Here is a 23622-nt window from a genome sequence, read left to right as displayed (position 1 = left end):
CCGCGTGTTTGTCCTGGCAGGCTTGAAAAGCAAGTGTAAGTCGCGGCGTGCCCGAGCACCCGTGCTGTTCGGTTTGGAATGCGGGCCACGCCCGTGCGTGCCCCTGGGAGGGGGCGGTACATCCATTCGATCGTATGTCAGAGGGGACTTTCATGAGCACTTGCAGTTTCCGCGGCACCCTGGCCCCGAGGTCCGGTTCATGAGCCGCGCATTGGCGAAGTTCCGGTCCCGGGCCATGTTCACCTTCGTGGGTGGCGCCCTGGTCATCAATCCTGCCTTTGCGCAGGACGCAGCACCGGCGACCGGGCAGCAGCCGCAGAGCCAGTCGCAGCCCACCCAGCTCGATGCAGTGCAGGTCACGGGCATACGCAACAGCCTGAGCCAGGCCATGGACATCAAGCGCGACTCGGCGGGCGTGGTCGACGCGATCAGCGCCGAGGACATCGGCAAGTTCCCCGATACCAATCTTGCCGAATCGTTGCAGCGCATCACCGGCATCTCCATCGAGCGCCGTGACGGCGAGGGTGCGCAGGTGACCGCGCGTGGCTTCGGCCCCCAGTTCAACATGGTCACGCTCAACGGTCGGCAGATGCCGGGTGCCGATGCATTCGGTGCCTCTGGACAGGTCGCCATCGGCGGTGTCGACGGCGGCACCCGCGCCTTCAATTTCGCGCAGCTGGCCGCCGAGGCCATCAATGGCATCGAGGTCTACAAGACCAGCCAGGCACAGGTGCCCAGCGGTGGCATCGGTGCGACGATCAACATCCTGACCTCGCGCCCGCTTGATCACGCCGGCATCGTGGCCAACGCCGGGGCGAAGCTGGTCTCCGACCAGAGTCAGCCGTTCGACAATGACCTGACACCGGAGCTGTCGGGCATCTTCAGCTACAGCAATCCGGAAAAGACCTTTGGCGTCAGCCTCAGCGCGAGCCAGCAGAAGCGCAAGGGTGGCTCGGTGCAGGCCACGGAGAACTACTGGAACGTGCAGCCGTGGACAGGGTCGATGCCGGGCAATCCGACCGTGGTCAATGCCCCGGCCGTCGGCCAGCTTTACGCGCGGCCCAACGACCTGCGCTACGCGTTCTCCGAATTCGAACGCGAACGCGTCAACGGCCAGGCCGTGCTGCAGTTCGCACCGACGGACAGCCTGACCCTGACCGTGGATTACACCTACTCGACCAACGAAATCACCGAGAATCGCGGCGAGCAGGGCATGTGGCTGCAGAACAGCAACTACACCAACGTCGAGTTCGACACCAGTGGCGCCGTCGCGACGCCGGTATACATCCGTGAAATCGCCGGCACCAAGGATTTCGGCCTGGAACAGCAGCGCAGCATGCAGGAGTACAAGCTGGGCTCGCTGGGCTTCAACGCCGTCTGGAATGTCAGCGACCGCTTCAAGCTCAGCTTCGATGCGCACAACTCGAAGAACGAGAGCCGCCCGAATGATCCGCTGACCGGCGGTGGTTCGATCTTCATGAGCATCGCCGGCACCAACAACTGCACCCGTGGCCCGCATTGTGGCGGCTCCTGGGTGCAGGAATTGAACTTCAACAATGGCCTGCCGGTTGGCACCCAGGTCTGGTATCCCAGCACCGCCGATGCGGTCGCCGGGACCAATGGCGTGGTCAACCCGGGCTTCCAGGAAGGCGAGGTTGGCACGCAGGTGCTGCGCGTCAACGCGCAGACCCAGATCAGCGAGATCAAGCAGGCGCGCGTCGATGGCGAATGGAACTTCGACCACGGCCGCTTCCAGTTCGGCGTGGACACCAACAAGTCCACCACCCACCGCATCCAGGCCGCCGAGGCCTACTCCACCCTGGGTGACTGGGGCGTGGCCAACGTGGACCGGGATACCGCCGCGGGCCTGATGGACCTGCTGCAGCCGGTCAGCATCGTCGGCCTGTTCGACGACTACAGTGCCAACAGCTGGCCCGCCTGGCGCGGCAATGCCGGACAGCTCGCGCAATGGGCATCGGGCGAGTACGGCGTCGGCCTGGGTGTGAACCCGCAACGCGCGGCCGACAACTTCGTGGAAGAGAAGACCAAGGCGGCGTACTTCCAGGTGGAACTGGACGGGGAGCTGGGCGGCATGCGCACCAACACCCGCCTGGGCGTGCGCTATGAAACCACCGACGTGGTGTCGACCTCGGTCATTGCCGTTCCCGAATCCATCGAGTGGCAGGCCAACAACGATTTCCGCATCGTGCTGTCCGATGAGCAGCAGCCCTTCACGGAGAAGGCGCGGTACAGCTACATCCTGCCCAACCTTGATTTCAGCATCGACCTCACCGAGGAGCTGAAGGGCCGCGTTTCGTTCGGCAAGAGCATCGCCCGCGCGCCGTACGGCAATCTCTATGCGGGACCCGGGGCCCAGCAGCCGTTCGGCTCGGTGCTGATCGATCCCTCCTCGCGCGCCAGCGGCAATTCCCAGAACCCGAGCCTGAAGCCGCTGGAATCGGACAACCTCGACCTGGGGCTGGAGTGGTACTTCGCCGATGCCAGCTATGTGTCATTGACCTACTGGAACAAGTCGGTCAGCAACTTCATCGGCAACACCGTCGTGCAGGAAAGCCTGTACGGCCTCACCGACCCGACCTCCGGGCCGGATGCGCGGGCGGCGTTGGACTTCCTGACCAGCGGCGCCTGCGTCGCCCAGGTCGGGCCGGCCAATGCCGCTGCCTGCTCGGCCAACGACACCTCGCTGTTCACCGCACTGGCGTTGCTGCGCAACAATCCCGCCGGGCTGGGTGCCTACAACGGCACCGATGCGCAGGTGCTGGCCACCGAAGCGGCCTACGATCTGTATGGGCAGGCCAACGATCCGCTGTACCAGTTCAACGTCAATCGCCCGATTAACCAGAACAAGTCCAAGCTGCACGGCTGGGAGCTGGGCGGGCAGTACTTCTTCGGTGACACCGGGTTCGGCGTACTGGCCAACTACACGGTGGTGAAAGGTGATGTCGGCTACAACAACGGCGGCGATCCGGGTATCGACCAGTTCTCGCTCACCGGCCTGAGCGACACCGCCAACGCCATGCTGATGTACGAGAAGTACGGGTGGTCGGTGCGACTGGCATGGAACTGGCGCGATCAGTACCTGATCCTGGCCAACCAGGGCTCCAGCCGCAATCCGTACTATGTGGAGCCGTACGAGCAGTGGGATCTCAGCGTCAACTACGCGCTCGATGACCACTGGTCCTTCAGCCTGGAGGCGATCAACCTGACCGGTGAGGATGTGCGGTGGCGCTCGCGCACGTCGCAGATGATCGTCAAGCTGGCAGACCAGAGCCCGCGCTACATGCTGGGCGTCCGCTACAAGTTCTGAACCTGGTTGCCGATGCGTCCGGCACGGCACCGCTGCCCGCCAGCGGTGCCGTGCCGGGACGGTGTCGCCGCACCTGTCGCGCCTGCGCTACCCTGCCGGCCAGCAACCCGCATTGGACTGGATACCCTGATGGCCCGCTACGAAATGCTCAACAACATCGCGCATCGGGACCTGAAGGTCGCCACCGGATTCGGGCCGCAGTTCGGCGATGCGGTGGGCATGGTGCCGGCCTATCCCAGCGAGTTCGCTGAACTGCAGCGTGAGTATCCGATCTTCCTGCGCAGGGAAACCGGGTCAGAAGCGTGGCAGTCCGTGGCCCTGCTGGGTTTCGAACAACACGAGAACCTGTTCCTGCAGGACGGGCGCTGGAATGCCTCCTACCTGCCTGGTGCGGCCGCCAAAGGGCCGTTCCTGATCGGGTTCCAGGAGCACTACGTGGATGGCCTGCTCACCCAGGATGCGGTGATGCACGTGGACCTGGACCATCCGCGCGTCACCGCCGGCGCCGGTGAGCCGGTGTTCCTGCCGCAGGGCGGCAACACGCCCTACCTGGACCACATCGCCGGCGTGCTGCGCGGCATCCACGAGGGCAGCGCGTACGCGGCCGCAATGTTCGCGATGCTCGACGACTGCGGCCTCATCCAGCCGGTCACGCTCGACGTGCAGATCGCGCCGCACCACCGGGTGAGCGTGAGCGGATTGCACGGCATTGACCGCGAGCGCCTGGCGGCGCTGGACAGTTCGCGCCTGGCTGCGTTGAACCGCGCCGGTTACCTGGAAGGTGCGTACCTGATGCTTGCCTCGCTGCATAACATGCGCCGCCTGATCGCCGAGAAGCAGCGCCGCCTCCGCGTCCAGGACGGCACCGCGCGGGCGGTCAGGAACTGACCGGTGCACGCCCGCCTGCCGATGCGGATCCTGGAAGGCATCGATCCTGCCGCCTTGCCATTGGCTGACCTGGTGGAGGCCGGTGAGCCGGTTGTACTGCGCGGCATCGCCAGCGGTTGGCCGCTGGTCCAGGCCGGACTGGGCGGGGTGCAGGACGCAATGGCGTACCTGTGCAGCGTCGATGCGGGTGCGCCCATCCAGTACTCGTTCGGCGGCCCCGAGATCGCAGGCCGCCCGTTCTACAGCGCGGACTTCACCCGGCTGAACTTCGAAGTGCGGCGTGGCGGTCTGGCCCAGGTGCTGGAAGAGATCGCCATGACGCTGCATGCACCGCAACCGCCCACTTACTACGTGGCCTCGCTGCCGATTGCGCGGGCACTGCTGCCGGCATTCGCGCAGGCCAACGACGCCGGTCTGGCGAAGCAGGGCATCGACGCCACCGCCAGCATCTGGATCGGCAGCCGGGTGACGGCCTCGTGCCATTTCGACACACCCGACAACCTCGCCTGCTGCGCGGTGGGGCGGCGCGAGTTCACCCTGTTCCCGCCCGCCCAGATCGACAACCTCTATCCGGGCCCGCTCGATCCCACGCCGGGCGGACAGGTGGTCAGCGTGGTGGACTTCGAACAGCCAGACTTCGATCGGCATCCACGTTTCCGCGAGGCGCTGGCGAACGCGCGCAGTGCGGTGCTTGGGCCCGGCGATGCGATCTTCATTCCCAGCATGTGGTGGCACCATGTACGCAGCCTGGAACCGTTCAACGTGCTGGTGAACTACTGGTGGCGAAGCTCGCCGGCCTGGCTGGGGTCGCCGCTGGCGGCGCTGCAGCACGCGATGTGGTCCGTGCGCGACCTGCCAGCGCGTGAGAAGCGGGCCTGGGAAGGGCTCTTCCGTTACTACGTATTCGGCCCCGGCGAGCGCGCGGGGCAGCACCTGCCTGACGCCGCGCGCGGGGATCTGGCACCGTTCGACGAGCAGCGCGCCCGCCGCATGCGCGCGATGCTGCTGGGCAGGCTCAACCGTTGAGAGAGGGCACCGCGTTGGATACCGAGAGCACGCCTGCAGGGCGCATCCGCAATGTGGTCATTGCCGGTGGCGGTACAGCGGGATGGCTGGCCGGCTGCGCGCTGGCGCATCAGTTCCGTGACCAGCTGCAGATCACGCTGGTCGAGTCCGAGCAGATCGGCACGGTCGGCGTCGGTGAGTCCACCGTGCCGCCGATCCGCACCTTTCATCGCTTCCTGCAGATTGACGAGCAGGAGTTCCTGCGCGCGGTGGCCGGCACCTTCAAGCTGTCGATCTCGTTCGAGAACTGGCGGCTGCCGGGGGATCGCTTCTTCCATCCGTTCGGCACCATCGGCCATGGCACCTGGGCGGCTCCCTTCCATCACTTCTGGCTGGACAGCCTGCGCCGCGGCATGCCCTCGGACCTGGGCGACTTCTGCCTGGAGAGCATCGCGTCGCGCGGCGACCGCTTCTCGCTGCACACCCAGCCGCAGGCCAGCTATGCGTATCACTTCGATGCCAGCCTGTATGCGCGGTTCCTGCGCGGCAGGGCCGAGGCCAACGGCCTGCGCCGGATCGAAGGCAGGATCGCCCAGGTCAGGCCGCACGCGCACGACGGCTCGGTTCAGGCGCTGGTACTGGACGACGGCCAGGTGATCGAGGGCGATCTGTTCATCGACTGCACGGGGTTCCGTGGCCTGCTGATCGAGCAGGCGCTGGGCACCGGCTACGAGGACTGGCACGAATGGCTTCCGTGCGACCGGGCCGTGGCGGTGCAGACCGAAGCGGTGGCGCCGCCGGTGCCCTATACCCGGGCGATCGCCCACGAGGCGGGGTGGCGCTGGCACATCGCGCTGCAGCACCGCGTTGGCTGTGGGCTGGTGTATGACAGCCGCCATCTGTCTGATGACGAGGCCGCCGCGAAACTGCTGCGCGATGCAGGGGCTCCACCTTTGCGCGACCCATGGAACGTGCCGTTCCGCAGCGGGCGCCGGCTGAAGGCCTGGAACAGCAACGTGGTGTCGCTCGGGCTGGCCAGCGGTTTCATCGAACCGCTGGAGTCGACCAGCATCCATCTGACGATCAGCGCGGTGGTGCGCCTGATCCAGTTGTTCCCGTTCGACGGCATCAGTGCGTCGCTGGTGCAGTTGTACAACGATGTCAGCCGCCAGGAAATGGAGCATGTGCGCGACTTCATCATCCTGCACTATCACGCAACGCAGCGCACCGAACCGATGTGGAAGGCGTGTCGCGAGATGAGCGTGCCCGGATCGCTGCAGCAGCGGTTGCAGGCGTGGCGCGAGCGTGCGCACGCCTGGCAGGACCCCGGCGAGCTGTTCCGCATCGAGTCCTGGACCAGCGTGCTGCTCGGGCAGGGCATTCCGCCAGGCCCGCCGCATCCGCTGGCGCGGGCGGTGAGTGACGCCGATCTGCGCACCCTGTTGAAGGGCATCCAACAGCCCGTGCATCACGCCGCGGCGCAGATGCCGACCCAGGCAGAGTTCATCGCGCAGTACTGCAGGTCCGGCGCAGACGTGTGGCGTCCGACGGCGACGATCGCATAGCAGGGTTTTGCGTTGCAGCACGCTTTTTCCGCTGCAGCTGGTTACAGTGCGGGAACACCGCAGGCGATGACGCATGCGGTGGCAACGAGGGGGCCGGACAGCACGCCCCCTTTTTGAGTCCACGGAATGTTAGCGCTACCTTTTTGTTGATCGGAGGCGGTTTCGATGGGTCTGGTTGCAGGGATCGATGCAGGGACGCAGAGCCTGAAGGTGCTGGTCTACGACCCGCAGGCGCAAGCGGTGGCCGCCGTCACCAGCGCGCCGCTCACGCTGGACAGCGGTGCCGACGGCAGCCGTGAACAGGCGCCTGCCGACTGGGTGTCGGCCCTGCGCGACTGCTTTGCCAGGATCGACCCCTCGCTGCGCGCTCGCATCGTCGCACTGGCGGTATCGGGGCAGCAGCATGGGTTCGTGCCGGTTGATGATGCTGGCGAGGTACTGGCGCCGGCCAAGCTGTGGTGCGACACCAGCACCTCGGCCGAATGCATCCAGATCATGGACGCCGTGGGCGGATTCCAACGGACCATCGCGCTGGCGGGCAACCCGATCCTGGCCGGCTACACAGCGTCCAAGCTGCCCTGGACCCGGATCCACCGTGCCGACGCCTACGCGCGGCTGGCGACCATCCTGCTGCCACACGACTACCTGAATTTCGTGTTGACCGGGCAGCGGTTCTGCGAGCTTGGCGATGCGTCCGGAACCGGCTGGCTGGACGTGCGCACACGCACCTGGTCGCAGGAACTGCTGCGCGCCACCGATCCTGATCGTGATCTTGCCGCCTGCCTGCCGCCGATCGCCTCACCCGACGCCCTGTTTGATATCGCGCCGAAGGCCGCGGCCGCGCTCGGGCTTGCAGCGGCGGTGAAGGTGGCCGTTGGCGGCGGCGACAACATGATGGCCGCGATCGGCACTGGCTGCGTCACCGAAGGCCGCCTGGCGATGAGCCTGGGAACGTCTGGAACGCTGTTTGCCTATTCCAGCGCGCCGGTGATCGACGCGAACGGCGCCTGGGCCGCGTTCTGCTCGTCCACGGGAGGATGGCTGCCGCTGATCTGCACCATGAACTGCACCGTGGCGACCGAACAGGTGGCCCGTGCCTTCGGCTTCAGCACCCGCGACGGCGATGCGCACCTGCGCGCGACGCCACCGGGAGCAGGCGGGCTGGTGATGCTGCCCTTCCTCAATGGCGAGCGTACGCCGGACCTGCCGCTCGGCAAGGGTGTGCTGGCCGGCCTGGACACCGCCAACTTCACTCCGGCGCACCTCTACCGCGCCGCCATGGAGGGCGCGACCTACAGCCTGAGGTACGGCTACGACGCCTTCGTCCGCGCGGGCATGCAGTTTGATCGCATCGTGCTCACCGGCGGTGGCAGCAACAGCGCTGCCTGGCGTCAACTGGTGGCCGATGTGTTCGGCCTGCCCGTGGAGGTCCCGGTGCAGGCCGAAGGCGCGGCGTTTGGAGCGGCGCTACAGGCGCTGTGGTCGCTCGCCAGGGCGCAGGGCAACGCCGCTTCGATCAGCGACATCACCGCACGGCACGTCACCGTCGATCCCACGCTCTCCGCGCGCCCGGATCCGGACCGCAGCGATGCCTATGCACGGGCCTACGCACGCTTCCTCAGTCATCTTGATGCCATCACGCCGCTGCAGCGCGGCTGATGGCTCCTCCACGCCACCCCGTACAACGACAGGAGCACGCACCATGAGCACGCAGCCCTTCATCGGCGCCAAGGAATACTTCCCCGGCATCGGCCGCATTCCGTTCGAGGGCAAGGGCTCGGACAATCCGCTTGCCTTCAAGGTCTACGATGCAAACCGGGTCATCGGTGGCAAGACCATGCAGGAGCATCTGCGCTTTGCCGTGTGCTACTGGCATACCTTCTGCAATGCCGGGCACGATCCGTTCGGCCCGGGTACCCGGCAGTTCCCGTGGGAGGCGGGCTCGCCGCTGGCCACGGCCGAAGCAAAGGTGGACGCGGCGTTCGAGTTCTTCACCAAGCTGGGCGTGCCGTACTGGTGCTTCCACGATATCGACCTGGCGCCGGATGCCGATGATATCGGCCAGTACCTGAAGAACCTCACGCACATGGTGGGCCTGGCCAAGGCGCGCCAGGAGGCCACCGGCGTCAAGCTGCTGTGGGGCACGGCCAACCTGTTCTCGCACCCGCGCTACATGAACGGTGCATCGACCAATCCCGATTTCGCCGTGGTGGCCCGCGCCGCGGTGCAGGTCAAGGCCGCCCTGGAGGCCACGGTCGAACTCGGTGGCGAGCACTACGTGTTCTGGGGCGGGCGCGAGGGCTATGCGTCGCTGGCCAATACGCAGATGAAGCGCGAGATCGAGCACTTCGCACGCTTCCTGACCATGGCCCGCGACTATGGCCGCAGCATCGGCCTGAAGGGCAACTTCCTGATCGAGCCCAAGCCGATGGAGCCGATGAAGCACCAGTACGACTTCGACAGTGCCACGGTGGTGGGTTTCCTGAAGGAGCATGGGCTGGACAAGGACTTCAAGCTCAACATCGAGGCCAACCACGCCACATTGTCCGGCCATACCTTCGAGCACGACCTGCAGGTCGCGTCCGATCATGGCCTGCTCGGCAGCATCGATGCCAACCGCGGCAACGCGCAGAACGGCTGGGACACCGACCAGTTCCCCAGCGATCTGTACGACACCGTGGGCGCGATGCTGGTCGTGCTGCGCCAGGGCGGGCTGGAGGGCGGGTTGAACTTCGATGCGAAGGTGCGCCGTGAGTCGACCGACCTGGAGGATCTGTTCATTGCCCACATTGGTGGCATGGACGCGTTCGCACGCGGCCTGGAGGTTGCCCATGCACTGCTGACCGAGTCTCCTTGGGAGCAATGGCGCAAGGAGCGCTACGCAAGTTTCGACAGTGGCGCCGGCCAGGAGTTCGAGCGCGGCACGCTCAGCCTGCCGGACCTGGCGGCACTGGCCTCCCGGCTCGGCGAACCGCGCCAGGCCAGCGGCAAGCAGGAGCGTTACGAAAACCTGCTCAACCAATACCTGCTGCGCTGAGCGCGGCAGGCGAAGGGCGCAACGGTGCACTCAAGGGGATGGGGATGAACCAGGCAGCGGGCAGTGGTGAGAACACGCGGCTGATCGTACTGATCAGTGTGGTGGCGACGATTGGCGGTTTTCTGTTCGGCTTCGACAGCGGCGTGATCAACGGTACCCAGGATGGCCTGCACCAGGCGTTCCGGTCCGGTGAGTGGATGCAGGGATTCGAGATCGCGTCGATGCTGCTGGGCTGTGCGGTGGGCGCGTTCAGTGCAGGCCGGCTGGCCGACCGCTTGGGCCGTCGCAACGTGCTGATCCTGTCGGCAGTGATGTTCCTGCTGTCGGCACTCGGTGCCGGGGCAGCGGTGTCGTCGGGCTGGTTCATCGCCGCACGGGTGGTGGGTGGATTCGCGGTCGGCGCGGCCAGCGTGATCTCGCCGGCCTACATTGCCGAGGTCGCTCCGGCCCGCTATCGCGGCCGCCTGGCTACCGTGCAGCAGATCGCGATCATCACCGGCCTCACCGCTGCCTTCCTGTCCAACTACCTGCTGGCGGCCGCAGCGGGCGCGTCGACCGAACCGCTGTGGGGCGGGCAGGCCGCCTGGCGCTGGATGTTCTGGATGCAGGCCGCGCCGTCGCTGCTGTTCCTGCTGCTGTTGCTGACCATTCCTGAGAGCCCGCGCTACCTGGTGGTGAAGCGGCGCAAGGACGATGCACTACGGGTGCTGACCCGGCTGCTGGGCAGCGGCAAGGCCCGCGCCACGCTCGAGGAGATCGATGCCTCGCTGTCCAACGACCACCATCGCCCGCGACTGTCCGACCTGAAAAGCAGGGGGACCGGGCGGATCCGCCCGATTGTCTGGGTCGGCGTCGGGCTGGCCTGCTTCCAGCAGTTGGTCGGCATCAACGTGGTGTTCTATTACGGCGCCGTGCTGTGGCAGGCGGTCGGCTTTTCCGAAAACGACGCACTGCTGATCAACGTGCTGTCCGGCGCGCTGAGCATCGGTGCCTGCGTGGTCACGGTGCTGCTGATCGACCGGATCGGCCGCAAGCCGTTGCTGTGGTTCGGCTCGGCCGGGATGTCGCTGTCGCTTGCACTGGTGGTGGTGGCCTTTGCCAGTGGTTCGCTGGCCGACGGGCATCTGCAGCTGCCCGGCCGCATGGGCACGCTGGCGCTGGTGGCGGCCAACGCCTACGTTGTGTTCTTCAATCTGTCCTGGGGGCCGGTGATGTGGGTGATGCTGGGCGAGATGTTCCCCAACCAGATCCGCGGTTCGGCCCTGGCGGTCGCCGGCGCGGCGCAGTGGACCTCCAACTTCGTGGTCACGGTGACGTTCCCGATGCTGCTGGCCGCGGCAGGGCTGGCAGCCACCTACGGCATCTACCTCGTCGCTGCCGTGATCTCGGTGATTTTCGTGGTCCGGCACGTGCACGAGACCAAGGGCAAGGAACTGGAGCAGATGGAAGGATGAGCGCCATGACATCGCAGGCCTTGGTAATCCGCAGTGGCGCGCTGGTCGCCGCACTGATGCTGGGATTGTTCGGCTGCCGCGGCCAGGACCGGGCTGCCGCCGCCGCAGCCACCGACAAGGATCCCTGGCCGAAGGTCACCTGGCCGCTGGCCGCAGAACCGGCACTGGAGAAGCGCATCACCGATCTGATGGCCGGCATGACGGTGGAGGACAAGGTTGGCCAGCTGGTGCAGGGCGACATCGCCAGCGTCACCCCCGATGACGTGCGCCGCTACCGGCTCGGCTCGATCCTGGCCGGAGGCAACTCCGATCCCGGCGGCCGCTATGACGCCTCGCCGGCCGAATGGCTGGCGCTGGCCGACGCTTTCTACGACGCCTCCATGGATACCTCCAAAGGCGGCAAGGCCATCCCTCTGCTGTTCGGCATTGATGCCGTGCACGGGCAGAGCAACATCATGGGTGCCACGTTGTTCCCGCACAACATCGGGCTGGGCGCCACGCGCAATCCGGAGCTGCTGCGGCAGATCGGTGGCATCACCGCGCTGGAGACCCGCGTCACCGGCATGGAGTGGACGTTCGCGCCGACCGTTGCGGTACCCCAGGATGATCGCTGGGGACGCACCTACGAAGGCTACTCCGAATCGCCGGAGGTGGTGGCCAGCTATGCCGCCGCCATGGTGGAGGGATTGCAGGGCAGGGTGGGAACACCGGAGTTCCTCGATGGTCGCCATGTGATCGCCTCGGTGAAGCACTTCCTGGGCGATGGGGGCACCACTGACGGCAAGGACCAGGGCGACACCCGTATCAGCGAGTCAGATCTGGTGCGCATCCACGCGGCCGGATACCCGCCGGCAATCGCCGCCGGCGCGCAGACCGCAATGGCGTCGTTCAACAGCGTCAACGGTGAAAAGATGCATGGACATCGGCATTACCTCACCGATGTGCTCAAGGGTCGCATGAACTTCGGTGGCTTCGTGGTGGGTGACTGGAATGGTCATGGACAGGTCAAGGGCTGCACCACCACAGACTGCCCGGCCACCATCATCGCGGGCCTGGACATGGCGATGGCCTCGGACAGCTGGAAGGGCTTCTACGAGACGACGCTGGCTGCGGTCAAGGACGGCCGGATCACGACGCAGCGGCTGGACGATGCAGTGCGCCGGATCCTGCGGGTCAAGTTCCGCCTTGGGCTGTTCGAGGCCGGCAGGCCATCCACGCGGGCCGTCGGCGGGCAGTTCGCACTGATCGGCGCGCCGGCACATCGCACGGTTGCCCGGCAGGCCGTGCGCGAATCGCTGGTCCTGCTGAAGAACCAGAACGGCCTCCTGCCGCTGTCGCCGAAGCAGCGGATCCTCGTGGCCGGCGACGGAGCCGACGATGTCGGCAAGCAGGCCGGCGGCTGGACGCTCAACTGGCAGGGCACCGGCACCACCCGCAAGGACTTCCCCAATGCGGACACGATCTACGAGGGCATCGCGCGCCAGGCCAGCGCGGCCGGTGGTGAAGCCGTGCTTGCCGTTGACGGTCGCTATGCAGTGAAGCCCGATGTGGCGGTGGTGGTGTTTGGCGAAGACCCCTATGCCGAGTTCCAGGGAGACCGGCCGACGCTGGCGTACAAGCCCGGCAACGAAACGGACCTGGCGCTGCTCAAGCGGCTCAAGGCCGAAGGCATACCGGTTGTTGCGGTTTTCCTGAGCGGGCGGCCGCTCTGGGTGAACCGGGAAATCAATGCCGCCGATGCCTTCGTGGCTGCATGGCTGCCGGGCTCGGAAGGCGCCGGCATTGCCGATGTACTGCTGCGCGGAAGCGATGGCCGCGTGCAGCACGATTTCAAGGGCAAGCTCAGTTTCAGCTGGCCGCGCACCGCCACCCAGTACGCCAACAACGTTGGCCAGAAGGACTACGATCCGTTGTTTGCGTTCGGCTTTGGCCTGACCTACGCCGACAACGGCGACCTGGCCGCGCTGCCGGAGGCATCGGGCGTGACCGGCAACGAGGGCGCGACCGGCGTGTTCTTCGCCCGCGGTGATGCAGGCCCCGGCATGGCGCTGCGCCTTGAGCAGGCCGCAGGCCAGGGCCTGACCGTGACCCGCGTGCCGGATGCATTGCCCGATGATCGGCTGAAGATCACCGGCGTGGATCATCTGGCGCAGGAGGATGGGCGACGCCTGGCCTGGTCGGGCAAGGGCGAGGCCGTCGCTGCACTGCAGTCGCACACGGCGCTGGACCTGCAGCGCGAATCCAACGGCGACCTGATGCTGCTGACCACGCTGCGGGTCGACGCTGCGCCGCAGGGGGAGGCGTGGCTGTCGGTCGGTTGCGGCGCGGGCTGCTCGGCACGCATCGCCATCGGGCCGTCGCTGGCGGCGCTTCCACAAGGCCAGTGGAAGCGTGTTGGCGTGCCGCTGAAGTGCCTGGGCAAGGCGGGCGCCAAGCTGGACGCGATCGACCGGCCGTGGTCGGTGGTGACGGGCGATGCGATGACGATCTCCGTGTCACGCGTCGCGCTGGGTGCGCTGAACGAAGCCGAGGTCACCCTCGGATGCGGAGCATGATGCCTGCGCTACCGCCGCCGGGGCGGCGCGGCGACCGAACCGCGTGCGATCAGCCGATGCGGCATCACATGATCGCGCAGCACCGTTGTGTCCGCCGCCGGACGGCGGATGGTGCGCAGCAGGATGTCGACGGCCGCGTTGGCCATCGAGGCGATGGGCTGGTGGATCGTGGTCAGTTCCGGCCACACGGTGGTGGCGGCCGAGGTGTCATCGAAACCCACGACCGACAGGTCGCGCGGCACTTCCAGCCCGCGCCGATGGGCGACGGAGATCGCGGCGGCGCCCATGTCGTCGTTGCTGGCGAAAATCGCGGTCGGTGGCCGGCGCTGGGACAACAGCTTTTCGGCGGCAGCCAGGCCGGACCGGTAGGTGTAGTCACCGTGCTGGACCAGGCCGGGGTCCACCGCCAGCCCGGCCTCGCGCAGGGCGGTGACGAAGCCGTCGTAGCGGAGCGCACTTGCGCTCAGGTCATCGCGCCCTCGGATGAAGCCGATGCGGGTGTGTCCCTGCCGGAGCAGGTGCTCGGTCATTTCCCTGCCCGCACTGAAATCGTCGATGCGGACGCAGGACAGGGCTTCGCTCAGGCGACCCGATGCGATGGCCACCACTGGAATGCCAGCCTTGACCAGTTCGCTTACGGCGGCCTGCGATTCGCAGAGCGGCGGCGGCAGGATCACCCCGTCGACGCGTCCGGCGAGCGCGCGCGCCGCCCTGCGTTCGGATTCGGCATCCAGGTTGTCCCAATAGTCGATGACCAGCTGGATGGCGGAACTGGAGGCGACGCGCAGCAGGCCCACCAGCAGTTCGCGCAGGTAGGCGCCGCTGGGGTTGGTGTAGATCAGCGCAATGCGCGTGTGCTGTGCGGCGGCCAGCGAACTGGCGGCAAGATTGGGCGTATAGCCCAGCTCACGCACGGCGCGCAGCACGCGCTCGCGGGTGACGTCGCGCACCTTGCCCTGGTTGATCACCCGCGACACGGTCATCGGCGAAACGCCGGCAAGGGCCGCAACCTCGTCGATCGTCACGCCTGCGGTTCTGCGGCGAACCGATTTCTTCGGCTTGTCCAATGCACGATCCCTTTGTTCTTGGTGGCGCTGCCGCGGGGGTGCGAAGGACGATGATGCGCTGCCCCGGGCCCGGACGTAGTCTACAAAGGCGCATGTTAACGCCCTTGTTGCGTGCTGTCGGCACGCGCCTGTCGGCCGTGGTCGTGCTGCTGGCCTGTGCTGGCGTGGCGCGGGCGGAGGATGGCTACGGGCTGTGGATGCGCTACCAGCCGGTTGCCGCAACGGTCGCTGCCGATTACCGGCGGCAATTGGCCGAAGTGGTGGCCCCGGATTGCACGCCGATGCAGCGCGCTACCCGCGACGAGCTTGCGCGCAGCCTCCCTGGATTGCTGGGAACGGCGCTGCCAATGCGAACGGCAATCAGTACTGACCATGCCCTGGTGCTGGGTACGCCGCAGTCCTCGGCGCTGGTCGCCGCGTTCGGCAACGAGGTTGCCACGCTGGGCGACGAGGGCTTCCTGATCCGGGGGGTCCGGATCGAGGGGCGCGATGTACTGCTGGTGGCGGCACGCCGGGATGTCGGCGTGCTGTATGGCACGTTCCATCTGCTGCGCCTGTTGCAGCGTGGCATGCCGCTGCAGGGGCTGGACGTGCGGGAGTCGCCGCGGGTCGCACTGCGTGTGCTCGACCATTGGGACAACCTGGATCGTTACGTCGAGCGTGGCTATGCAGGCAGCTCCCTCTGGGACTGGCAGACGTTGCCGCAGTGGCGTGACCCGCGCTACACCGACTACGCCCGTGCCAACGCCTCGCTCGGCATCAACGGCACCGTCCTCAACAACGTCAACGCCAGTGCGATGAGCCTGTCGCCGGCCTATCTGGCCAAGGCCGCAGCGCTGGCCGACCTGTTCCGCCCCTATGGCATCCGGGTCTATCTGAGCGCGCGCTTCAGTGCGCCCATCGAGCTCGGCGGCCTGACAACGGCCGATCCCCTGGATCCGGCTGTGCGGCGCTGGTGGCACGACAAGGTCGATGAGATCCATGCGCGCATTCCGGATTTCGGCGGCTTCCTGGTCAAGGCGAACTCGGAGGGGCAACCCGGCCCGCAGGATTACGGTCGTTCCCATGCCGACGGCGCCAACCTGCTGGCCGACGCGTTGGCACCCTACAACGGCGTGGTGATGTGGCGGGCCTTCGTGTATTCGCACGAGGTTCCCGAAGATCGCGCCAAGCAGGCGTACAGCGAGTTTGTCGGGCTGGACGGTGCCTTCCGCCCCAACGTGATCGTGCAGGTGAAGAACGGCCCCATCGACTTCCAGCCGCGCGAGCCGTTCCATCCGCTGTTCGGCGCGATGCCACGTACGCCGCTGATGATGGAACTGCAGATCACCAAGGAATACCTGGGTTTTGCGACGCACCTGGTCTACCTGGGAACGCTCTACGAGGAAGTGCTGCATGCCGACACCCATGCCCGTGGCGAGGGCTCCACGGTTGCCCGCGTGGTCGATGGCTCGCTGGAGGGTCATGCGCTGACCGGTATCGCCGGCGTCGCCAACATCGGCGTGGACCGCACCTGGAGTGGCTCGCACTTCGATCAGGCCAACTGGTACGCCTTCGGCCGACTGGCCTGGAACCCGCAGGAATCCGCGCGCGCGATTGCCGAAGACTGGGCAGCGCTGACCTTCTCGCCCGACCCGCAGGTGACCGGCCCGATCGTGCGGATGATGATGGACTCGCGCGAGGCGGCAGTGGATTACATGACGCCGCTGGGCCTGCACCACCTGATGGCACGCGGCCATCACTACGGCCCCGGCCCCTGGGTGGACGGAGGCCCACGTGCGGACTGGACGTCGGTGTACTACCACCGCGCAGACAGCCAGGGCATCGGCTTTGACCGCAGCGCCGGCGGAAGCAACGCCGTGGGCCAGTACGCGCCGCAGGTCGCCGAGGTCTATGGCGACCCCGAGCGGGTGCCCGAGTCGCTGCTGCTGTGGTTCCATCATGTGCCGTGGGATCACCGCATGCGCTCGGGCAGGAGGCTCTGGGATGAGCTGGTCGGGCGCTATTCGCGGGGTGTGCGCCAGGTGCGGTCGATGCAGGACACCTGGGCCGGCCTGAGCGACCGGATCGATCCGCAGCGGCATGGGCACGTCGCGGCGTTCCTGCAGATCCAGCACGACGAAGCGCAATGGTGGCGTGACGCCAGCGTGGCCTACTTCCAGTCGCTCAGTGGCCGCCCGCTGCCCGCGGGCGAACAGCCACCGCCGCATGCGTTGTCGTACTACCAGGCCTTGCAGTTTCCGTCCGCACCGGGGGATGGCCGATGAGCAGGTTCGGAGCGGTCGGGTGTGCGCTGTTGATGATGGCTGCGGCAGTGGTGGCGATGCCGGCCGCGGCGCGGGAAACGACGGGATTGCTGCATCCGCTGTTCAGCGATCACGCCGTCCTGCAGCGTGACCGGCCCATTGTGGTCTGGGGGCACGCAGGCCCTCTGCAGCCGGTTTCCGTGACGTTTGCCGGGCAGGCGGTAAGCACCCGGGCGGACGCCGCAGGCGGCTGGCAGGCAACGCTGCCCCCGGTGGCCGCAGGCGGTCCGCACATGCTGGAAGTAAGCGCCGGGACACGTCGGGAGATGGCGCGCGACGTGCTGGTCGGCGACGTGTGGCTGTGCTCGGGCCAGTCGAACATGGAACTGCCGGTGTGGCGCTCGCTCAACGCAGCCAGCAAGATTGCCGCAGCCACGATGCCACGGATCCGGCTGTTCACCGTGCCGCAGCACGCCGCCGTGCAGGCACAGGAGAGCTTCAACGGCAGCACTGCCTGGACATCGGCAACGCCTGATACGGTGCGCGATTTCTCCGCCACCTGCTTCTACTTCGCGCGCGAACTGCAGCGCACGGTCGACGTGCCGCTGGGGCTGATCGAGGCGGCGTGGGGGGGCTCGCGGATCGAGGCCTGGACCAGCGTGGGTGCACTGCGAGGGCAGGATAGCCTGGACGAGGCACTCGATATCCTCGCGCGGTCTGCGCGTGATCCGCTGGAGGCACGCGCAGCCTGGGGCCGCTACTGGCAGCACTGGTGGGCCACACGCGAGGGCACGCTGCCCGGCGACGCCCCATGGCGGACGGATGCCGATGACCGCGGATGGTCGCCCGCACCGGCCACACTGGGCGCATGGGAGCGGTGGAACGAGCCCGCACTTGCCGACTACAACGGCATGGTCTGGTATCGCACGCAGGTGATGCTGAGCGCTGAACAGGCCGCACGCGGCGCGACCCTGGAGCTGGCATCGGCCGACGAGGTGGACGTGACCTGGGTGAACGGGGTCGCCGTCGGCAGCCAGTACGGCGCCGGCGAGAGGCGCTACCCGTTGCCACATGGCCTGCTGAAGGCAGGATCCAACAGCATTGCGGTCAACGTGCTGGACACCTACGGCGAAGGCGGCCTGGCCGGTCCTTCAACGGCACACGGCCTGCAGTTCGATACCGGCGAGCGGGTGCCACTGCAGGGACCGTGGATGTATCGGGTTGCGCCGGGCCAACAGGCGCCGCCATTTGCCCCTTGGCAGGCGGCCACCGGGCTGTCGACGCTGTACAACGGAATGATCGCACCGCTCGGCGGTTTCGGGCTGCGCGGCATGCTGTGGTACCAGGGCGAATCGAACACCGGTGATGGCGCGGCATACGCGGCGCGGTTGCGTGCGCTGCGCGAGGACTGGCGGCGGCAGTTCGGTGCGCGCACGCCACTGCTGCTGGTACAACTGGCCGGCTACGGCCAGCCGCCGGCTGCGCCCGCCGACAGCGGCTGGGCGCAGGTGCGTGAGGCGCAGCGGCGCGTCGCGGCCGAGGATGCGCAGAGCGGTCTTGCCATTGCCATCGACATCGGCGACGCCTACGACATCCATCCGCCGAACAAGCAGGAGCTCGGGCGCCGCCTGGCGCGCGTGGCGCGCCATGTGGTGTACGGCGAGCAGGATCTGGCACCGTCAGGTCCGCGGGCGGTCACGGCCGTGCGGACGCCCGCGGGCGTGGCCATCGCGTTCGAGGATGTCGAAGGTGCGCTCACCGCAACCGGCGCACTGCGTCCGATCGGCTTTGAACTGTGCGAGGCCAGGGGCCATACGCGCCACTGCGAGTACGCCGATGCCGGACTGGATGCGCGCCGGATCCTGCTGCGCGGCCCGCTGTCCACGCGCGCAACGCATGTGCGCTACTGCTGGGCCGATGGCCCGGTGTGCACGCTGCGCGACCGCAGCGGGGCGCCGGCCGGCCCGTTCGAACTTCCCATTGCCGAAGCCGAGGCCCGACGATGATGACGTTGTCCAAGCAGTCCCCTGTGGCCCGCGACAGGGCCGGCCTGAGGTCGATGGCGCGCCACCTGCTGGGGGCGTTGTTCCTGCTGTCGGCCGCAACCACCCGGGCCAGCGCGCCGCCGGATGCTCCGCCGGTGTACTTCGACTGGTTCGAGTACCGCGGCAATGACCAGGCGTTTGAAGTGCCGCTGCCGGCCGGGCACTACCGCAATCCCGTCCTGGCCGGCTTCCATGCCGATCCCAGCATCGTGCGCGCGAACGGCCGGTTCTATCTGGTCAATTCCAGCTTCACCTACTTCCCGGGCATTCCGGTGTTCGAAAGTGCCGACCTGGTGCACTGGAAGCAGATCGGCAATGTGATTGACCGCCCCACGCAACTGGATTTCGACGGCCTGAGCGTCTCGCGCGGCATCTTCGCGCCGACCATCGAGTACCACGAAGGTACGTTCTACGTCGTCACCACCGCCACCGACAGTGGTGGCAACTTCATCGCCACCGCGCGCGATCCGGCCGGTCCGTGGTCCGATCCGCACTGGCTGCCCGGCATCGATGGCATCGACCCGTCACTGTTCTTCGACGATGACGGCAAGGTATACCTGGTCAACAACGATGCACCGCCCGGCCCGCCGCGCTACGACGGGCACCGCGCCATCTGGATGCAGCAGATCGATCTGGCGGCATTCAGGCCGGTCGGGCCGCGCCGGGTGCTGGTTGATGGAGGCGTGGAGCCGGCAAAGAATCCCATCTGGATCGAGGGACCGCACATCTACAAGCGGGAGGGCTGGTATTACCTGTCCGACGCTGAAGGAGGTACCGGGCCGCAGCATTCGCAGGTGGTGCTGCGCAGCCGCACGGTGTGGGGCCCCTACGTTCCCTATGCGGGCAATCCGATCCTGACCCAGCGCGAACTGCCGGACGACCGTCCACTTCCGATCACCAATGCCGGCCATGCCGACCTGGTCGAAGGCCCGGATGGCTCGTGGTGGGCGGTGTTCCTGGCCAGCCGCAACTACCAGAAGCAGCACTACAACACCGGGCGCGAGACCTACCTGTTGCCGGTACGCTGGCAGGATGGCTGGCCGCAGATCCTGCCGGTTGACCAGGCCATTCCCTATGTGGCCAAGGCCCCCGCGTGGATGCAGGGCGAGGCATCCCAGGCCCCTTCGACCGGCAATTTCGTAGCGCGCGACAATTTCGATGGCCCGACGCTTGATCCACAGTGGCTGCGCGTGCGGGTGCCCAGGCATGCCTGGGCCGACCTGGCCACGCGCCCCGGCATGCTGGCCGTGCACCCGCTTGCCGAGGATCTGGACACGCTGCGCAATCCGGCATTTCTCGGCCGGCGCCAGCAGCATCTGCGCTTCGAGGCGAGCACCGCGATGACCCCGCCAGCTTCCGGAGTCGCCGCCGGTCTGGCGGCGTTCCAGAGCGAGGCGTACTGGTACTTCCTTGGCGTTCGTGACCTTGGCGGGGGGCGCCTCTCGCTCTTCCTCGAAGCGCGCGACGGTGGCCGCAGCACGCGGACGCTGGCCAGCCGTGAAGTACCTGTGCCTGCAGCACTGCGCCTGAAGGTTGCCGGCAACGAGGGCGACTATGCGTTCTCGTTCGACACTGGCGATGGGCAGGGCTGGCAACTGCTCGCAGGCGGGGTGGACGGCACCGTTCTGAGTACGGACCGGGCAGGCGGCTTCGTGGGCGCACTGCTGGGTCCTTTCGCGCGCGACGAGCGCACCGGGAGAAGCAAATGAGGCTGTCGATTTCGTCCAAGGCCCGCCGCCGTACCTTGCGCGGTGGGGCCGCCCTGTTCGTACTGACCTGCGTGGCGGCCGCCGCGTCCGCGGCCGCGCCGCGGCCCTGGCTGGACGTTTCGGCCAGCTTCGAGCAACGGGCCGCCGCACTCGTCGCGCAGATGACGCTGGAAGAGAAGGCCGCGCAGATGCAGAACGCCGCGCCGGCGATCGAACGGCTGGGGGTACCCGCCTACGACTGGTGGAACGAGGGACTGCACGGCGTCGCACGGGCAGGGCAGGCCACGGTGTTTCCGCAGGCAATCGGCCTGGCCGCGACCTTCGATGTACCGTTGATGGGGCAGGTGGCCACGACCATCAGCGACGAGGCCCGCGCAAAGCACCACCAGTTCTTCCGCGAAGGCGCGCATGGCCGTTACCAGGGCCTGACCTTCTGGTCGCCGAACGTCAACATCTTCCGCGACCCGCGCTGGGGGCGCGGACAGGAAACCTATGGCGAGGACCCGTACCTCACCGCGCGCATGGGCGTGGCCTTCGTACGTGGCCTGCAGGGCGACGACCCCGTCTACCGCAAGCTGGACGCCACCGCCAAGCATCTGGCCGTGCACAGCGGACCGGAGGCCGACCGCCATCACTTCGATGCACGGCCCAGCCGGCGCGACCTGTATGACACCTACCTGCCGGCGTTCGAGGCGCTGGTGAAGGAGGGCGAAGTGGATGCGGTCATGGGCGCCTACAACCGCGTGTACGGCGAGTCCGCCAGTGCCAGCCGTTTCCTGCTGCACGATGTGCTTCGACGCGACTGGGGTTTCAAGGGCTACGTGGTCTCGGACTGCTGGGCCATCGTCGATATCTGGAAGCACCACCGTATCGTCACCACGCGCGAAGCCGCTGCGGCGCTGGCGGTGAGGAACGGCACCGAGCTGGAATGCGGCCAGGAGTACGCAACGCTGCCTGCCGCAGTGCGCCAAGGGCTGATCAGCGAGGCGGAGATCGACGATGCGGTGACCCGCCTGTTCACCGCACGGATGCGCCTGGGCATGTTCGATCCGCCGGAGCGGGTGCGCTGGGCGCGCATTCCGGCCTCGGTGAACCAGGCGCCGGCCCATGATGCGCTGGCCCTCAAGGCCGCGCAGGCATCGCTCGTGCTGCTGAAGAACGACGGCATCCTTCCACTGTCGCGCGACATCAAGCGCATTGCCGTGGTCGGACCCACTGCCGACGACACCATGGCACTGCTCGGCAACTACTTCGGCACACCGGCGGCGCCGGTGACGATCCTGCAGGGCGTACGCGAGGCGGCCAAGGGCGTTGAAGTGCGTTATGCCCGCGGCGTCGACCTGGTGGAGGGCCGCGACGATCCCGGCGCCACACCGCTGATCGAGCCGACCTACCTGCGGCCCTCGGCGGAGTCGCCCGAGCGCGGCCTGCGCGGTGAGTACTTCCGCACGCCCGACCTGTCCGGCACTCCGGCCCTGGTGCGTACCGACGCGCAGATCGGCTTCCGCTGGGACCGCGGCTCGCCGACCGACAACCTGCTGGCACGCGGCGAAGCGGCACCGGGGCAGGGGATTCCCAACGACCGCTTCAGCATCCGCTGGAGCGGCCAGCTGCTGCCCCCCGTGTCCGGTCGCTACCGGCTGGAGGTGGCCGGCGATGATGGCTACCGCCTGTATCTGGACGGCAAGCGCGTGATCGATCACTGGGTGAACACGGATCGCCTGCATGCCGAGGGTGTCGAACTCGACCTGCAGGCCGGGCGTGCTTATGACCTGAAGCTGGAGTACTACGACGACCAGCGCGATGCCGGCGTGCGCCTGGGCTGGCGCATGCCCGGCGCCAAGGCACCGTTCGATGAAGCGCTCGATGCCGCACGCGATGCCGATGTGGTGGTGTTCGTTGGTGGACTCACCGGCGATGTCGAAGGCGAAGAGATGACGGTCAACTACCCGGGCTTTGCCGGTGGCGACCGTACCGACCTGCGGCTGCCCGCGCCGCAGCGCACCCTGCTGGAGGCCCTGCACGGCACCGGCAAGCCGGTGGTAATGGTGCTTACCGGTGGCTCGGCCATCGCCGTGGACTGGGCGCAGGCGCATCTGCCGGCGATCCTGATGAGCTGGTACCCCGGGCAACGCGGCGGCACCGCAGTCGGTCAGGCGCTGTTTGGCGACGTCAATCCCGCCGGCCGTTTGCCGGTCACGTTCTACAAGGCCGGCGAAGCGATGCCGGCATTCGACGACTACGCCATGGAGGGCCGCACCTATCGCTACTTCCGCGGCACGCCCCTGTATCCGTTCGGTCACGGTCTGTCGTATACCCGATTCGACTATGGAACGCTTCGCCTCGATGCAGACAGCCTCCGCGCCGATGGCCGCCTGGGCGTGGCGGTGGATGTGACCAACGCGGGCACCCGCAGCGGTGACGAAGTGGTGCAGCTGTACGTGCGGCGCGAGCACGCTGGCAGCGGCGACGCCGTGCAGGAACTGCGTGGCTTCCAGCGCGTCCAGCTGGCCCCGGGCGAACGCCGCACGGTGACGTTCATCCTGGAGGCGGCGCAGGCCCTGCGCCACTATGACGAAGCGCGCGCGGCGTACGCGGTGCAGCCCGGTGCCTATGAGGTCAGGGTGGGGGCGTCCAGTGCCGATATACGTGCGCAGGGCAGGTTCACCGTGGTGACCGCGCTTGACTGATCATCCCCGCCGGCATCGATTCCGCTTCGACCA

At 67.3% G+C, this 23622-nt stretch carries 13 protein-coding genes; 12 read left to right on the top strand and 1 reads right to left on the bottom strand.

Annotated features, from left to right (window positions below):
- The first annotated feature begins 199 nt into the window (after positions 1–199).
- The 8 genes from AC5P8J_RS05000 to AC5P8J_RS04965 all read left to right on the top strand — a co-directional run bounded on the left by AC5P8J_RS05000 (position 200) and on the right by AC5P8J_RS04965 (position 13832).
- Positions 200–3328 (top strand): TonB-dependent receptor, encoded by a 3129-nt coding sequence (locus tag AC5P8J_RS05000; RefSeq protein ID WP_031269491.1) that lies wholly within the window; start codon positions 200–202, stop codon positions 3326–3328.
- A gap of 129 nt (positions 3329–3457) precedes the next feature.
- A complete protein-coding gene (locus AC5P8J_RS04995) occupies positions 3458–4216 on the top strand; it encodes a SapC family protein (protein ID WP_227854266.1) in 759 nt (252 codons plus the stop codon).
- Positions 4217–4219: 3 nt separating this feature from the next.
- Positions 4220–5242 (top strand): cupin-like domain-containing protein, encoded by a 1023-nt coding sequence (locus AC5P8J_RS04990; protein ID WP_495216652.1) that lies wholly within the window; start codon positions 4220–4222, stop codon positions 5240–5242.
- A 14-nt stretch (positions 5243–5256) separates the two neighbouring features.
- Positions 5257–6786, top strand: a complete 1530-nt coding sequence (locus AC5P8J_RS04985; RefSeq protein WP_495216724.1) for a tryptophan halogenase family protein — start codon at positions 5257–5259, stop codon at positions 6784–6786.
- Positions 6787–6951: 165 nt separating this feature from the next.
- Positions 6952–8445: a xylulokinase gene (gene xylB / locus AC5P8J_RS04980; RefSeq protein WP_495216650.1), complete on the top strand. Its 1494-nt coding sequence runs from the start codon at positions 6952–6954 to the stop codon at positions 8443–8445.
- A 43-nt stretch (positions 8446–8488) separates the two neighbouring features.
- Complete coding sequence (gene xylA, locus AC5P8J_RS04975) at positions 8489–9823, top strand: xylose isomerase (RefSeq protein ID WP_227854263.1); 1335 nt, start codon at positions 8489–8491, stop codon at positions 9821–9823.
- Positions 9824–9867: 44 nt separating this feature from the next.
- Positions 9868–11277, top strand: a complete 1410-nt coding sequence (locus AC5P8J_RS04970) for a sugar porter family MFS transporter (RefSeq protein ID WP_227852909.1) — start codon at positions 9868–9870, stop codon at positions 11275–11277.
- Positions 11274–13832, top strand: a complete 2559-nt coding sequence (locus tag AC5P8J_RS04965) for a glycoside hydrolase family 3 protein (RefSeq protein ID WP_495216649.1) — start codon at positions 11274–11276, stop codon at positions 13830–13832. Before AC5P8J_RS04970 ends, AC5P8J_RS04965 begins: the two co-directional genes overlap by 4 nt.
- A gap of 8 nt (positions 13833–13840) precedes the next feature.
- Here the strand turns inward: AC5P8J_RS04965 and AC5P8J_RS04960 are convergent, their stop codons facing one another.
- Complete coding sequence (locus AC5P8J_RS04960; protein WP_021202401.1) at positions 13841–14899, bottom strand: LacI family DNA-binding transcriptional regulator; 1059 nt, start codon at positions 14897–14899, stop codon at positions 13841–13843.
- A gap of 92 nt (positions 14900–14991) precedes the next feature.
- Here AC5P8J_RS04960 and AC5P8J_RS04955 point away from each other — a divergent pair, with 92 nt between their 5' ends.
- Genes AC5P8J_RS04955 through AC5P8J_RS04940 form a run of 4 tightly spaced genes read left to right on the top strand, consistent with a single transcriptional unit; the run spans position 14992 to position 23589 of the window.
- Positions 14992–17166, top strand: coding sequence for an alpha-glucuronidase family glycosyl hydrolase (locus tag AC5P8J_RS04955; RefSeq protein WP_050584636.1), 2175 nt, complete (start codon positions 14992–14994; stop codon positions 17164–17166).
- Positions 17163–19151 (top strand): sialate O-acetylesterase, encoded by a 1989-nt coding sequence (locus AC5P8J_RS04950; RefSeq protein ID WP_494539911.1) that lies wholly within the window; start codon positions 17163–17165, stop codon positions 19149–19151. Before AC5P8J_RS04955 ends, AC5P8J_RS04950 begins: the two co-directional genes overlap by 4 nt.
- Positions 19152–19204: 53 nt before the next feature.
- Positions 19205–20899 (top strand): glycoside hydrolase family 43 protein, encoded by a 1695-nt coding sequence (locus AC5P8J_RS04945; protein WP_134734893.1) that lies wholly within the window; start codon positions 19205–19207, stop codon positions 20897–20899.
- Positions 20896–23589 (top strand): glycoside hydrolase family 3 protein, encoded by a 2694-nt coding sequence (locus AC5P8J_RS04940; RefSeq protein WP_227854261.1) that lies wholly within the window; start codon positions 20896–20898, stop codon positions 23587–23589. The genes AC5P8J_RS04945 and AC5P8J_RS04940 overlap by 4 nt, the downstream gene beginning before the upstream one ends.
- Positions 23590–23622 lie beyond the last annotated feature (33 nt).

The sequence above is a fragment of the Stenotrophomonas sp. YJH_SMC_37 genome, from assembly GCF_059370035.1.
The sequence above is the reverse complement of the archived record's forward strand: the minus strand, read 5'-3'. Positions and strand labels throughout refer to the sequence as shown.

What these genes read in the sequence shown, in the direction of transcription:
- AC5P8J_RS05000 (WP_031269491.1), top strand. Translation starts at nt 200, where the DNA reads ATGAGCCGCGCATTGGCGAAGTTCCGGTCCCGGGCCATGTTCACCTTC.
- AC5P8J_RS04995 (WP_227854266.1), top strand. Translation starts at nt 3,458, where the DNA reads ATGGCCCGCTACGAAATGCTCAACAACATCGCGCATCGGGACCTGAAG.
- xylB (WP_495216650.1), top strand. Translation starts at nt 6,952, where the DNA reads ATGGGTCTGGTTGCAGGGATCGATGCAGGGACGCAGAGCCTGAAGGTG.
- xylA (WP_227854263.1), top strand. Translation starts at nt 8,489, where the DNA reads ATGAGCACGCAGCCCTTCATCGGCGCCAAGGAATACTTCCCCGGCATC.
- AC5P8J_RS04970 (WP_227852909.1), top strand. Translation starts at nt 9,868, where the DNA reads ATGAACCAGGCAGCGGGCAGTGGTGAGAACACGCGGCTGATCGTACTG.
- AC5P8J_RS04965 (WP_495216649.1), top strand. Translation starts at nt 11,274, where the DNA reads ATGAGCGCCATGACATCGCAGGCCTTGGTAATCCGCAGTGGCGCGCTG.
- AC5P8J_RS04955 (WP_050584636.1), top strand. Translation starts at nt 14,992, where the DNA reads ATGTTAACGCCCTTGTTGCGTGCTGTCGGCACGCGCCTGTCGGCCGTG.
- AC5P8J_RS04950 (WP_494539911.1), top strand. Translation starts at nt 17,163, where the DNA reads ATGAGCAGGTTCGGAGCGGTCGGGTGTGCGCTGTTGATGATGGCTGCG.
- AC5P8J_RS04945 (WP_134734893.1), top strand. Translation starts at nt 19,205, where the DNA reads ATGGCGCGCCACCTGCTGGGGGCGTTGTTCCTGCTGTCGGCCGCAACC.
- AC5P8J_RS04940 (WP_227854261.1), top strand. Translation starts at nt 20,896, where the DNA reads ATGAGGCTGTCGATTTCGTCCAAGGCCCGCCGCCGTACCTTGCGCGGT.